Here is a 13974-nt window from a genome sequence, read left to right as displayed (position 1 = left end):
GGGTAATCGGGATGATTTTTCCGCTCGCAGGTATGCTTTTTGGTGCAATTTTTGGCGCTTGGCGTGCCAAATCCAAAGGTGGCAAGGGCAAGGATATGGCCCAGTGGGCGGCGGTCTTTGCGATCATCTTTGGGCTTGTCGGTTTGTTTATGCTGATTTTCATCGAACGGGCTTATATCTGATCCATGTTCCTGCCGTTCTTCGACAATTTGCGCAAAGCCGGTGTGCCGGTCTCGCTGCGCGAATTCCTATCGTTTCTGGAGGGCATGAAAGCGGGTCTCGCAACCTACGATATCGAGGCCTTCTACTTCTTGGGCCGTGCCATTATGGTCAAGGACGAGCGGCATCTCGATAAATTCGACCGCGCGTTTGCCGCCAGTTTTGAAGGGCTCGAAAACATTTCAGCCGAAGAGGTGCTCAACGCCGTCGACATTCCGGCGGATTGGCTGGAAAAACTGGCTGAAAAGCACCTGAGCGCCGAAGAGAAAGCAGAAATCGAAGCATTGGGCGGCTTTGACAAACTGATGGAAACGCTCAAAGAGCGGCTCGCCGAACAAAAAGGACGCCATCAAGGTGGCAACAAATGGATCGGGACTGCTGGCACCTCGCCCTTCGGTGCCTATGGCTACAACCCCGGAGGTGTGCGGATCGGCCAGAAGGAAAGTCGCCATCAACGCGCGGTCAAAGTCTGGGACAAGCGCGAATTTCGCAACCTTGACGATAATGTTGAACTGGGAACGCGGAACATCAAGGTAGCACTCAAGCGGCTGCGCCGTTGGGCGCGCGACGGTGCGCATGACGAGTTGGACCTCAACGGCACCATCCGCGCAACGGCTGAGCATGGTTATTTGGACGTCAAAACCCGCCCCGAACGGCGCAACGCGGTCAAAGTCTTGCTGTTTCTTGATGTTGGCGGCTCGATGGACCCGCATATCAAGGTGGTGCAAGAGCTGTTCAGCGCCGCGAAGTCAGAGTTCAAGCACTTCGAACATTTCTACTTTCACAACTGCCTTTACGAGGGAGTCTGGAAAGACAACCGTCGCCGCTGGAACGCGCAAACCCCGACATGGGATGTGCTGCGCACGTTTGGATCAGACTACAAGTGTATCTTCGTGGGCGACGCCAGCATGTCTCCTTACGAGATCGCATTTGCCGGTGGAGCCAATGAGCACTGGAACGAGGAAGCAGGGCAGGTCTGGCTGGAACGCGCGCGCGATCAATGGCCCGACAACCTCTGGATCAATCCGCTGCAGGAACGCTACTGGCCATACACGCAGTCCATCAGCATGATCCAGGACATTTTCGGGCCAGACCGCATGGTGCCGATGACACTATCGGGGATTGATGCGGGAATGCGGGTTTTGGGCCGTTAGGGCTTGAGCCTTGCGGAGACGAAGCGCAGGCTGCAATCACCGCAATAAGGTGAATGTTCATGTGGCATCGAATTTCTGACATCTGGGCGCACCACAAACTTGGTGTGGTCGTGCTGATCTGCGTTTTGTGCCTGACGGGTGTCTTTGGTGTCCGCACTGCCAGCCAGATTATCTATTGGTCCAATCCGGCAAAACTCGAACAGCCTTTGCAGGACTGGATGACACCGCGCTATGTGGCCCGCTCCTATGAGGTCCCGCCAGCAGTGGTTCTTGAAGCTCTCGGGCTTACAGGCGGGGGTGTTCCCAGACGGGCATCGCTTGAAACGCTCGCGCTCGAAACGGGCCTTACGCTAGAGCAGATGCAAATGCGCGTTGACGCTGCGGTTGCGTCATACCGCGCGGATCGTTCATGAACGATCTGGTTCTCGCCTTTGCCGCCGACTATGGCGTGCCGCTGCTTTTCGTGGTGACGTTTCTAAGCTGTCTGGCCTTGCCGGTACCGTCGTCACTTTTGATGTTGGCATCAGGCGGATTTGCTGCGACAGGCGATATCTCCATCGTGATGGCGGCCGTGGCAGCTTTTGCGGGCGCAGTCCTTGGAGACAATACAGGCTATTACCTCGCGCATCGCTTTGGTGGGCGGCTTGAACGCTGGTTGACCGGACGCCCGAAACGCGCGGCACTTAAGAAACGCGCGGCGGAGTACATGGACCGTTGGGGCGGGATGAGCGTGTTCTTCTCGCGCTGGCTCGTAGCACCTCTGGGCCCCTATGTGAACTACGCCAGCGGGCTGGCCGGCTTTCGCTGGTCGCGTTTCGCCGCTTGGAGTGCCGCAGGTGAACTGGTCTGGGTCACAAGTTACATTGGTCTGGGATATGTCTTTGCCGATAACATCGCCGCTGTTTCGGCTCTGCTCGGTAACATTTCTGGTCTGTTGGCAGCATCGGTCGTGGCAGGTGGGCTGTCCCTTTGGCTTATCCGTGCAAGCAAACAGCGCGAAGCCAAGAGGCAAAACACAGGCAAGGGGTCGGGGAAAAGATGAAGCTTCTCAGTGTCCTCATCGGCAAACCTGAGCCAACCCCCGTAAAAAGCGGGATGACGGGCCACTTCAAGAAGCCTGTGGATTCGGCTGTGATCGCGACAACCGGCGTGGTCAGTGATCATATTGTTGATACCGAAAACCACGGTGGACGCAATCAGGCTGTCTATCTGTTTGGCGATCAGGACCGTGCATGGTGGTCCGAAGAAATGGGTCGCAGCTCCTGATGGGTCATTGCTTGCAACGCAATGCCGATCGCGACTTCCTTCAAACGGTCCTCAAGACGCCGGCCCATCACAAACGCGTTGCTCATGCCAAAGCTGTCCTTGGCGCATCTTGAGAAACCTGCCGCCACGCCCATATCTGAACCATGATCAAACTGACCCCGATCCTGCTCGCCGTGCTTTACGGTCTTGTGATGTACCGATTTTCCGTTTGGCGGACAAAACGGGAGCTTGACCAGAATTCGACGGAACTGGCTGACCCGATCCTGAAGGTTCTCATGGACCGGATGGCAAAGGCGCTGGATATCGAACGGATCAAGGTGCACATCTACGAGATCGAGCCCGTCAACGGACTGGCCGCCCCCGACGGGCGCATCTTCATCACGCGTGGCTTTTTCAACAAGTACCGGTCAGGTGAGGTCACGTCCGAGGAGATGGCATCAGTGATTGCGCATGAACTGGGCCATGTCGCCTTGGGCCATTCGCGCCGCCGCATGATCGACTTTTCCGGTCAGAACGCGATGCGAACGGCACTTGCCATGATTTTGGGGCGGTTCATCCCTTGGGTCGGGCCGTGGATCGCTGGCGCTTTGACCAGCCTCTTGGCCGCGCGGCTGTCACGCAGTGATGAGTTTGAGGCAGATGCCTATGCTTCGGCACTGCTGGTCAAAGCCGGAATCGGCACGGCGCCGCAAAAGAGCCTTTTCCAGAAGCTTGAAAAGCTGACTGGCGCGCGCGGCGCGGCAACGCCTGCGTGGATGATGAGCCATCCCAAAACACCGCAGCGCATAGCGGCGATTGAAGCCAATGAAAGCAAGTGGAGCAGCGGCACCTAGCGGGGTTGAGGCTCACGGTTCCGCCTGCGTGAAAAACTGGTTCAAACCTTCTTTTCCAGCGTCTTGCCGATCTTCGGCAATCGCGCTTTTTTCATCAAGGCACGCATCGTCCAAGGGCGATCCGACAGGCGGTTGGCTTCTGCCAAGACGCGGTCGGCAACAGCGGACACCACCTGCGGCGCATCCTTATGCAAAATCATCACGAATGCATCAGGGTCCCAACGCAGCAGGGCTTCTTCGCCAAGGATATTCCTTGGGAAGTCCTTACTGTTCATCGTCACGATCCCGTCGCAAGACCCCGCAACAGCGGCAGCCAAGACGTGAACATCGGCCGGATCGGGCAACCAGAACTTTCTGGCGAAACTTTCATCGTATCTGACCTCTGAAGCAGGCATTTTTGCGTTGAGCGTGGCGATCTCGCCGCGTGCCCAGACTTCCTCAGCAGGTCCGAGTTTTCCTGCAGCCCTTGCCCACTCTTCGAGAATGCGCGGCGACCACCGCGCCTCGAACAATCCCGCGTCTGCGCAGCCCAACAGCATCTCGCGCATCACGGTCGGGTAAAGCACGCATGCGTCCAGCATCACCCTCATAGGCGGTAAAAGACGGCCTTGAGATATCCGCTTTCGGCAAGATGTGGCATCAGGGGATGGTCTGGTCCGGCGAAACCGGTGTGTATGATCTGACCGCGCCGCCCTGCCCGCCCGATACCACGCGAACTTGCATTGCGGAACTTTGTGAGGTCTGCGGCGTGGGAACATGAGCAAAGCACCAGATACCCGCCATCTGCCACCAGTGGTGCCGCCAAACGTGCCACGCGTTCATAGGCGCGCAGACCGGCATCCAATGCGTTCTTAAACGGCGCAAAGGCTGGCGGATCACAAACGACCACGTCAAAGCTTTGCCCCTCCTCGGCCAAGGCGGCCAGAACGTCGAAGGCATCGCCTTTGCGGGTTTCAAACTGCGAGGTCTTTCCCATCTCAGCCGCCCCTTGGCTGGCCAGCGCAAGTGCAGGCTCGGAGCCGTCAACAGCAAGGGCCGAGGTCGCACCACCTGCGAGCGCGGCAAGGCCAAAGCCGCCGACATGCGAAAACACATCCAGAACACGCGCACCGCGAGAAAGTGAAGCGGCCGTCGCATGATTGGGCCTTTGGTCAAAAAAGAGCCCCGTCTTCTGTCCGCCCATCACATCGGCCATGTAAATCGCCCCGTTCATCGGGACTGGGATTGGTGCGTCGGGTGCTGTGCCGAGCAGCACCTCGGTGCGGTCCTCCAATCCTTCGAGTGCGCGCGCGCGACCGGACCCGTTCATGATGATTGTCGCAACGCCTGTGATGTCTTTAAGCGCGGCTGAAAGCGGTTCAATCAAAGTATCCGCCCAAGCCGCATTGGGTTGCACGACCGCAACATCGCCAAACCGGTCGATGACCACGCCTGGCAGGCCGTCTGCCTCTGCATGGACGAGCCGATAAACGGGCGCGTCATAGAGACGGTCACGGTGGGCGAGCGCGCGCTTTAGTCTGGATGCAAACCAGTCCTGATCAATCACTGCCTCCGGATCGCGGTCCAACATACGGCAAATGATCTTCGATTGCGGATTGACCGCGACAACGCCAAGACCAGTACGGCTGGCGTCTTCAAGCCGTGCAATACTGCCAGGGGTCAGACTGCGCGTGCGCCGGTCCGTCACAAGTTCATTGGCATAGACCCAAGGAAATCCATGCCGGATAGCACGGGCTTCGGCTTTCGGTGTCAGGCGAACGGTGGGGCGGCTGGTTGTGTTCTGATCAGTCATAACCTGCCCTCTATCCTGACGGTCCTGATCTGAAAACCCCGCGCCTTACGAAAGCTGTTGTCTGAGGAACCCTGTCAGGAAATCGGTCACGCGTACTTTTTCGGTTTGTCCTGCCGCATCAAGTGATCTGCCACGTGACCCGCCAGGTGCGCTGAGGTTTCCGATGACACGTCGTGGTCCCTCGATCACTTCGCCGGTTCTTGCATGACGCACCGTGAGTTCGAAAATGATGTTGTAAACACCGCCGACCGTGGCGCGGGTTGCTTCGGTGACACCGTGAAAGCGGATCAATCCGACCTCAAGAATAACGGGCGTCGATCCGTTGAGCACCGACTGGTTACGCCTCACCGCTTCTTCGAAGATCGCTTCGATCTGGGGAATGCGGGGACCGAGGGGATCACCGCGCCAGACAACATCGGCCTGCGGATAGAAATTCCCTGCCTCAGAAACCACGATGCCCTGACGCGCTGCAAATCGCAGACCCTGCAGGTCATAGGACCGCTGCATCACAGGTCTGGGATCGGTCCACTGTGCGACACTCCCTGCCCCGCAAGCTGCGGTGAGAGAAAGGATTGACGTTGCAAGAAAAGCCCGACGTAACATGCTGATGTGCCTCTATTTCGTTTTGCCCAGACTAACCCGACTTTCGCGGCAAAAGTATGATTTTTCTCTGACCTTTCGCCCCTTGAATGCAAGTTGTTTCCGCTCGACCCCTTGTTAGCGCTAACACGATTTGCTATAGCGCGGGCGAAACCGAATTGTGAGGATGATATGTCGCTTCACCCAAAGATTGCAGCGGTCACCGACCGTATTCGCGCGCGCTCCGAAGGGCCGCGCAAAACCTATCTCGATACGATGGCACGGGCTGCCGCTGAAGGGCCGCGACGCGCCCATCTGACCTGTGGCAATCAGGCCCATGCCTACGCGGCAATGGGCGGCGACAAAGACAGTCTGGTCGCAGAGAAATCTCCGAACATCGGCATTATTACTGCCTACAATGATATGCTGTCAGCACATCAACCTTTCGAAACCTTCCCGCAGAAGATCAAGGATGCAGCCCGTCGCGCTGGTGGCACCGCGCAGGTCGCAGGTGGCGTGCCGGCAATGTGTGACGGTGTCACCCAAGGCCAGACCGGGATGGAGCTGTCGCTCTTTTCGCGTGATGTGATCGCACTGTCCGCAGCGGTTGGTCTGTCGCACAATGTTTTCGATTCCGCACTCTATCTCGGTGTCTGTGATAAGATCGTGCCGGGTCTGGTCATGGCGGCGGCGACCTTTGGCTATATCCCAGGCATTTTTGTGCCAGCGGGACCGATGGTGTCAGGGCTGCCAAATGATGAAAAATCCCGCGTCCGTCAGGAATTCGCCAAGGGCAATATCGGCCGTGCAGAGTTGATGAAAGCCGAGATGGAAAGCTATCACGGCCCCGGCACATGCACGTTCTACGGCACAGCCAATACCAACCAGATGCTGATGGAATTTATGGGTCTGCACCTGCCAGGCGCGTCTTTCGTCAATCCAGGCACACCTTTGCGCGAGGCGCTGACCGACGCTGCAACCGAACGTGCTTTGCAGATCACCGCGCTCGGCAATGATTTCCGACCCGTTTACGAAATTCTCGATGAGCGTGCATTCGTGAACGGCATCGTGGGGCTGATGGCAACAGGCGGATCGACAAACCTTGTCATCCACTTGCCAGCCATGGCGAAGGCCGCAGGCGTCATACTTGATCTTGAGGACTTCAGTGATCTGTCAGAAGTGACCCCGCTGATGGCGAAGGTCTATCCGAACGGTCTGGCCGACGTGAATCACTTCCACGCAGCAGGTGGTCTGAGCTTTATGATCTCCGAGCTCTTGAATGCGGGGTTGCTTCATGGCGACGTCAAGACCGTCGCTGGTGACGGACTGAACCTCTACACCCAAGAACCCAAACTGAGCGACGGTCGGGTCAGTTACGAACCCGGTGCGGGCAAAAGCCAGAACGACAAGATTCTGCGGCCCGCCACTGATCCGTTTCAGGCAAGCGGCGGTTTGACCCAGCTTGAAGGCAATCTGGGACGCGGCGTGATCAAGACATCTGCTGTGGCATCAGAACGCCATATCATCGAGGCCCCTGCCCGCGTGTTTCACGATCAAGCCTCTGTCAAAGAGGCTTTCAAGGCTGGTGAATTCACATCTGACACGGTGATTGTCGTCCGCTTTCAAGGACCGAAGTCGAACGGCATGCCGGAACTTCACGGTCTGACACCCACTCTGGCTGTTCTGCAGGATCGTGGGCTGAAGGTTGCTCTGGTCACCGATGGCCGCATGTCTGGCGCGTCAGGAAAAGTCCCCAGCGCAATCCACGTCTGCCCAGAGGCGGCCGATCAGGGACCGATTGCAAAAGTGCAGGATGGCGACGTAATCCGTCTGGATGCAACCACCGGAACGATCGAGGTCTTGGGCGTTGATCTCGACAGCCGCACAGCAGCAACTGCTGATCTGACAGGCAATGGCAACGGCGTCGGACGCGAGCTCTTTGAAGTTTTCCGTCGTAACGTCGGACTGGTCACAGAAGGCGCCGGCGTCGCCGTTTAACGATGCGCCAAATGCGCGAAAACAACACGTGCCGCAGCCCTATCAAACGGGCCGTGGCCCCGATCCAAGGAAACAAGAATGACACCGCAACAAGCCTCGGAAGCCACTGAAAAAGTCTGCAAACTTGCACCGGTCGTGCCCGTTCTCGTCATTGAGGATGCTGACATTGCCGCTGATCTTGCCACCGCGCTGGTTGCAGGCGGCTTGCCTGCATTGGAAGTCACGTTGCGCACACCGGCGGCACTTGATGCAATCCGTGAGATGGCAAAGGTCGCGGGTGGCGTTGTCGGTGCAGGGACGCTCCTGACACCGAAGGATGTCGAGAATGCAAAGGATGCTGGCGCGACTTTTGGTGTCTCACCAGGTGCAACTGACAAACTTCTTGAGGCCTGCGAAGCCAACGAGCTACCGCTGCTACCAGGTGCGGCGACGTCAAGCGAGGCGATGCGTCTCCTGGAACGCGGATACCGTGTGCAAAAGTTTTTCCCGGCAGAGGCCAATGGCGGTGCTGCGGCACTCAAGGCGATTGGCGCACCAATCCCGCAGGTCAAGTTTTGCCCGACAGGCGGGGTGAGCTTGTCCAATGCACCCGACTATCTCAATTTGTCGAATACCTTTTGCGTAGGTGGGTCCTGGGTCGCGCCCAAGGACCACATCCTTGCACGTGATTGGGACGCAATCACAGCACTTGCGGCAGAAGCGGCAGGCTTGGCGCGCTAATCGGTGTCCTTGACCGAAAGTTAGTATTTCACGGCTAACACCACCCCCATCCTGAGATGGAGGGGTGGAAATGCTTGAATCCTGGTCAATTTCGCGCCGCATTGGCGCGGGCTTTGTAATAATGATCCTGATGGTCGCAGGTCTGGCCCTGTTTTCCTATCGCGCCGTGGGTGCGTTGGGATCGGGCTACCTCGAATACCGGAATATCTCTGCACAATCCGTCGCCGCCGCCGCATACATGGAAGACGTGTTCGAAGCGCGTATTGCGGCATTTCGCTATCGCAGTGCGCCCAATGCGGCAGATCGCGCAGCAGTCCTCAGCAACATCGCAGAAGTGACTGACGATACGCAGCTGGTTGCCGCATTCGAAGGAGATCCGTCACGGCTGGCAACAATCGAACAGGTGCGCCGTGATGCCAGCGCCTATCAGACTGAGTTCATGCAGGTCTCTGCCCTTCTGGGCGAAGCGGCCGCTGGGAAGCAGGACGCCGGGGTTAAGGCGGAAGGTATCCAAACGCTGGTCAACGATATCTTCACCCAAACGGTCCAGACCGGCAGCACAGCCACGATCACCGCTGCCGGGCGCGTGCTGCAGCTTGGACTAGGCAGTCTGGTTTCGGTCGGAAAATTCTTTGAAAGCACCGATGCAAGTGATCTCAATGCCGCGCTTGCGCAATTCGGGGACACGGAAACAGCACTCAGGCGGCTCGACGCCTTAAACCAGCAGACGAACATCGCGGGGCTGATTAGCAGCCTGCAGCGCGAACTTGGCGACTTTCCTGCGTTGCTTGAAAATTTTGACCGCAGCACCCGCGAAGCCGATCAGATTCAGCGCGACGCCCTCGATCAAATCGGCCCACGGATCGAAGCGACCTTGGATCAACTCAGTGATAGCATCGTCAGTCGGCAAAACGTTCTCGGACCTGAGGGCGCAGGCATTGTCGCATCGCTTTTGCTGATTATCCCGTCTGTTGGGCTGCTTTCTTGCCTGATCGCAATCATGGCAGCATTTGGCATCGGTCGATGGATCACAAAGTCAGTGAAGGGTCTCGCAGACACAACCGAGGCGCTGGCTGGCGGTGACAATGCGATCGAGATCCGGGGCCAGGAACATCGCCACGAACTTGGACGCATGGCCCGCTCCCTCGCCATCTTCAAGGATGCCCAAATCGAGCGGGCGCAAGCCTCAGAAGAACGCGCCAAGCTGCGTCAGGAACAGGATCGCGTCGTGCAGGAAATGAAAGGAAAGCTTGCCAGTCTGGCCAAAGGGGATCTGCAGTCGCAGATTACCGATCACTTCGCACCGGAGTACGAAGAACTGCGGATCAACTTCAACGACGCGCTAGAAGCCTTGGAAAGCACAATTGGGGAGGTTGCAGCCGCAGCACGACGGATCGGGTCCTCGACCCAGGCTGGCACCGCTGCGACCAACGATCTGTCTCAACGCACTGAAAACCAGGCCGCGACGCTTGAAGAAACCGCAGCGGCGCTCGATGAACTGACAGCGTCGGTAAAATCCGCCGCAGAGCATGCGAAGTCAGTCGATGCCTCGGTGGCCAAGGCGCGTCGTGAAGCGACCGAGAATGGCGAAGTTGTCGCACAGGCCGTTGCCGCCATGGCGGAGATTGAAAACTCATCCAGCCAGATTGCGCGGGTGATCGGGGTGATTGATGACATCGCGTTTCAGACAAACCTCTTGGCCCTGAACGCCGGTGTCGAAGCCGCGCGCGCTGGCGAATCCGGACGTGGTTTTGCCGTTGTCGCATCAGAAGTGCGCGCTCTGGCACAACGCTCTGCAGACGCCGCCAAAGAGATCTCGGCGCTGATCGGCAACAGCTCACGCCATGTGGCCCAAGGCACCACGCTGGTGGGGAATGCCGGCGAGGCACTGAACGAGATCATTTCGCAGGTCAACGACATCTCGCATATGACAAGTCAGATCGCGACAAGCGCGGAAGAACAGTCCATCGGACTGTCGGAAATCAACATCGGCGTGAACCAGCTTGATCAGGTGACCCAACAGAATGCCGCCATGGTGCAAGAATCACTCACACGGAGCGATGACCTGCTGCAGGAGACTGACAATCTGCTCGACAAGATCAGCCGCTTTCGGGTGTCTGACAGTGACACCGATACGATCGTCCCCCTACACATCGACGGCCTGTCAAAGGCCATAGCGCAAACGGCAACGGACGGTGACGAAGAATATCGATCACCCCAGACCGGCAAAGCGACTGGCACTGACGATGCTGCCATATGGGAGGAGTTCTAGGCCTGGCTGTTTAACGTTTGGCAATGGTGCTGGCTCTTTGCTTCTGTCCGGTCGACAGAAAAGCGAGCACTCGTTGAGCAAACCTCTCAGCCTTACCAGCGGATCAGACCAGCCGCGCGCGACGCCCCCCGCGACGTCGCGGCGTCGCTTCGCCCTCTAGTGCCGCTGTCAACACTTGCAACATCGGGTGATCTGCGGGGACCGTTCCTTGATAAGTGGCAATGAGGGACCTGATCGCTGCGTGATTATCCACAGCCATCGGCAGCCCCAAAGCCCAATCAAGAAAGATGCTCCGACATTCTGCTTCCCTGATTCCATCCATCCTAAAGGCTTCCCGGATCAAACCTCTGGGATCAGGGTCTTTCTCGATCGTCATTCACTTTCCAGTCCGTTTGAGATGATCTTATCTGCCGCAACCGCTGCGCGCTCCAGTCGCCCTTCGAGGTCAGTAATCGAGGCGGCCCCTGTCTCGCGCAAGATAAACCGCTTTGCCCCTTCCCCCAAAGCGTCGAAATCGACAGCTTCGCCGGTCAGAAGCCGCAGTGACATCTGTAATTGCCAGAAAAGCCCCGCCGCCTTTAAAAGCGCATCCGCATCAGCGGCATCAAGATTGTCTGTTGCGACACCCGCGGCGAGTTGCTCTGACAGCCGCGCCGCATCTGATCCTGCACGGAGCGCCAATGATTGTGCAAAGAGCTCAATGTCCTGCAAACGGCCCTCACCTGCCTTGGCATCAATTGAGCCCGTCGCACGCTGCGCCTCGGCCAAGCGACGTCGCATGTCTTTCACGTCCGCCACAATCTCGGGATTGGTGGATTTTTCTGCAATGACCGCGCAGCGGATGCTTTCAATGTCAGCCAATAGATCAGGTGCACCGACAAGTGGTCTGGCGCGCGTCAAGGCCAGATGCTCCCATGTCCAGGCGTCCTGACGCTGGTACGTCGCAAAAGACGCCAACGATGTGGCGACAGGACCCTGCTTGCCAGACGGCCTGAGACGCATATCAACCTCATACAACCGCCCTTCGGCCATGGGTGCCGTCAACGCCGTCACCAGTGACTGCGTCAGCCTTGCAAAATAGGTTCTAGCCGGCAACGGTCGCCGCCCTTCGGATGCGTCCATATCCTGCGGGTCATAGATCATGATGAGGTCAAGGTCCGAATGCGCCGTCAGCCGCCGCACCCCCAGTGATCCCATCGCGACCAATGCGCCGCCACGACCAGGAGGATTTCCATGCTTTGACGCGAATTCAGCGACAACAACCGGCCAAATGCCTTGCAGAACCGCATCGGCAAGATCGGTATATTGCGCGCCAGCATCCTCGGCCGAGATGAGGCCACGCAAAAAATGCACCCCGATCCGGAAATGCCATTCCTTGGCCCACCGACGTGCCGTCAGCAACTGCGCCTCATAGTCGCCTGCGACGGAGAGCTGTTCTTCCAACTCCTTGCGCAGCTTGCTGGCCCTTGGCCAAGGGCTGAAGAAAGACCCGCCTATGACAGCGTCAAAGACGCCGGCGTTGCGTGACAGATACTGCGCGAGCGCCGGAGCTGTCGCACAGATGTCCACAATCAACCGCGTCAACTGCGGGTTTGCATCGAACAAGGCGAACAGTTGGACCCCCGCAGGCAAGCCCCGCAGAAATCCGTCAAACTGCACAAGCGCTTCTTCTGGTTTGGCCGCATCCTGAAGACATTCAAGGATTTCAGGTCGCAACCTGTTGAAAATCTCAACAGCCCGGGCTGAGCGGAGGGCGGGATAGCTGTGCCATCTCGCAACCGTTTCGGCGCCCCAGTCCGGGGTGGCCGCCTGATCGGTCGGTTCTGGCGCAAAGAAACCTTCGATCAGCTCATGCACATCGTCGAAACGCTCTGTCAGCTCTGTGCGCAGTGCATCGGCTGACTGACCGGTGAAGGCTGCAAGCCTTGCAAACCCTTCCGCATCCTGCGGCAGGGTTTGCGTTTGCGCATCATTGATCATCTGCAAACGATGTTCGATTTCGCGGTGGAACCGATAATGATCATAAAGTCGCGACGCAGTCTCTGGAGGCACCCATCCGGCCGACGCCAGCTTTTCGAGACCTTCTTTTGTGCCGCGCTCTCGCAGGTCAGGATCGCGTCCTCCTGCAATCAGCTGGCGCGTCTGGGTGAAAAATTCGATCTCGCGAATGCCACCACGCCCCAATTTGACGTTATGCCCTTCCAGAATCAGCGGACCGTGAAGCCCCTTATGGTCGCGGATCTTCAGCCGCATATCGTGGGCGTCCTGAATGGCCGCGAAATCAAGATGTTTGCGCCAGACGAAAGGACCAAGTGTCTTGAGAAACCGCGCGCCTGCCTCATGGTCCCCCGCACAAACGCGCGCCTTGATGTAGGCCGCGCGTTCCCACGTTCTTCCAACGCTCTCGTAGTACCGCTCCGCTGCCTCCATTGACAGACAAACGGGCGTGACAGAGGCATCCGGCCGCAAGCGCAGGTCTGTCCGAAAGACGTAGCCTCCGTCACGCACGTCAGACAGGATCGCGGTCATCTTGCGGGTGACCCGGATAAAGGCCGCGCGGACCTCATGGTAATTGTCAGGGTTAAAGCGCGTCTCGTCGAACAGGCAAATCAGGTCGATATCGGAAGAATAGTTAAGCTCACCCGCCCCCATCTTTCCCATCGCAAGCACAACCATTCCGCCCGCCTTTGCCGGATCGTCGCCAGCCGGCAGTTTGCCGCGTGCAACTTCAGCCTCAACCAGCCTGACCACGCTGGCCTGCACTGCGGCATCGGCAAAGTCCGTCAGTGCACGCGTCACAGTTTCGAGCGGCCAAACACCCGCCAGATCAGCAAGCGCCGTCAGCAAGGCGACACGCCGCTTTGCCTCACGCAACGCGACTGGCAGGTCACTCAGCCCGACGTCGGGAATAGCTGATAACAGATCCGCAAGCGCCCCCTCGGGATGATCGAAGGCTTCTGTGATCCACTCAGTCTCACGCCGCATCAGATCAGCCAGATAAGGGCTGCATCCAGCCGTGCCTGCGATCACATCGGCCAACGCTGTCGGAAGGTCCGCAAAAAGCGATAGAGCATCCGCCCCACGCTCCGGGTCATGGGCAATGGGCGTCCTTGTGATCCGATCAGCGAAATTCATGGCTTC

The 13974-nt window shown here is 58.1% G+C and carries 13 protein-coding genes; 9 read left to right on the top strand and 4 right to left on the bottom strand.

Going from position 1 to position 13974, the window contains the following annotated elements:
* Positions 1-11: 11 nt before the first annotated feature.
* The 6 genes from BM316_RS16665 (at position 12) to BM316_RS05070 (ending at position 3472) form a co-directional block, all read left to right on the top strand.
* Positions 12-182, top strand: coding sequence for a hypothetical protein (locus BM316_RS16665; protein ID WP_090204786.1), 171 nt, complete (start codon positions 12-14; stop codon positions 180-182).
* Between the two features lie 3 nt (positions 183-185).
* The gene (locus BM316_RS05090; RefSeq protein WP_090204783.1) at positions 186-1373 is read left to right on the top strand and encodes a vWA domain-containing protein; all 1188 of its coding nucleotides are present in this window, start codon (positions 186-188) and stop codon (positions 1371-1373) included.
* 59 nt (positions 1374-1432) lie between these two features.
* Positions 1433-1786, top strand: a complete 354-nt coding sequence (locus tag BM316_RS05085) for a hypothetical protein (RefSeq protein ID WP_242649762.1) — start codon at positions 1433-1435, stop codon at positions 1784-1786.
* Complete coding sequence (locus tag BM316_RS05080; protein WP_090204780.1) at positions 1783-2415, top strand: DedA family protein; 633 nt, start codon at positions 1783-1785, stop codon at positions 2413-2415. The genes BM316_RS05085 and BM316_RS05080 overlap by 4 nt, the downstream gene beginning before the upstream one ends.
* Positions 2412-2639 carry an MOSC domain-containing protein gene (locus tag BM316_RS05075; RefSeq protein ID WP_090204777.1) on the top strand — a complete coding sequence of 76 codons (228 nt, stop codon included), beginning with the start codon at positions 2412-2414 and terminating at the stop codon, positions 2637-2639. Before BM316_RS05080 ends, BM316_RS05075 begins: the two co-directional genes overlap by 4 nt.
* A gap of 143 nt (positions 2640-2782) precedes the next feature.
* Positions 2783-3472: a M48 family metallopeptidase gene (locus BM316_RS05070; RefSeq protein WP_090204774.1), complete on the top strand. Its 690-nt coding sequence runs from the start codon at positions 2783-2785 to the stop codon at positions 3470-3472.
* Positions 3473-3513: 41 nt separating this feature from the next.
* On the opposite strand, the gene BM316_RS05065 is transcribed toward BM316_RS05070, so the two are convergent.
* Genes BM316_RS05065 through BM316_RS05055 form a run of 3 tightly spaced genes read right to left on the bottom strand, consistent with a single transcriptional unit; the run spans position 3514 to position 5867 of the window.
* The gene (locus tag BM316_RS05065; protein ID WP_090204771.1) at positions 3514-4062 is read right to left on the bottom strand and encodes an RSP_2648 family PIN domain-containing protein; all 549 of its coding nucleotides are present in this window, start codon (positions 4060-4062) and stop codon (positions 3514-3516) included.
* Positions 4059-5264: an RSP_2647 family RNA methyltransferase gene (locus tag BM316_RS05060; RefSeq protein ID WP_090204768.1), complete on the bottom strand. Its 1206-nt coding sequence runs from the start codon at positions 5262-5264 to the stop codon at positions 4059-4061. The genes BM316_RS05065 and BM316_RS05060 overlap by 4 nt, the downstream gene beginning before the upstream one ends.
* A gap of 45 nt (positions 5265-5309) precedes the next feature.
* The gene (locus BM316_RS05055; RefSeq protein WP_242649760.1) at positions 5310-5867 is read right to left on the bottom strand and encodes a DUF6778 family protein; all 558 of its coding nucleotides are present in this window, start codon (positions 5865-5867) and stop codon (positions 5310-5312) included.
* A gap of 168 nt (positions 5868-6035) precedes the next feature.
* Between BM316_RS05055 and edd the strand changes: the two genes are divergently transcribed.
* From edd to BM316_RS05040, 3 genes are all read left to right on the top strand, one after another.
* Positions 6036-7841, top strand: a complete 1806-nt coding sequence (edd, locus tag BM316_RS05050; RefSeq protein WP_090204766.1) for a phosphogluconate dehydratase — start codon at positions 6036-6038, stop codon at positions 7839-7841.
* Between the two features lie 78 nt (positions 7842-7919).
* Positions 7920-8561 (top strand): bifunctional 4-hydroxy-2-oxoglutarate aldolase/2-dehydro-3-deoxy-phosphogluconate aldolase, encoded by a 642-nt coding sequence (gene eda, locus BM316_RS05045; RefSeq protein WP_090204763.1) that lies wholly within the window; start codon positions 7920-7922, stop codon positions 8559-8561.
* Between the two features lie 70 nt (positions 8562-8631).
* Entirely contained in the window at positions 8632-10833 is a 2202-nt protein-coding gene (locus BM316_RS05040) for a methyl-accepting chemotaxis protein (protein WP_131802542.1), read from the top strand.
* A 372-nt stretch (positions 10834-11205) separates the two neighbouring features.
* Here BM316_RS05040 and glnE read toward each other — a convergent pair whose 3' ends face one another.
* Positions 11206-13968 (bottom strand): bifunctional [glutamate--ammonia ligase]-adenylyl-L-tyrosine phosphorylase/[glutamate--ammonia-ligase] adenylyltransferase, encoded by a 2763-nt coding sequence (glnE, locus tag BM316_RS05030; protein ID WP_090204754.1) that lies wholly within the window; start codon positions 13966-13968, stop codon positions 11206-11208.
* Between the last annotated feature and the right edge of the window lie 6 nt (positions 13969-13974).

The sequence above is a fragment of the Yoonia litorea genome (assembly GCF_900114675.1).
In the GTDB taxonomy this organism is placed as follows: Bacteria; Pseudomonadota; Alphaproteobacteria; order Rhodobacterales; family Rhodobacteraceae; genus Yoonia; species Yoonia litorea.
This window is presented reverse-complemented; position numbering and strand designations above follow the sequence as displayed.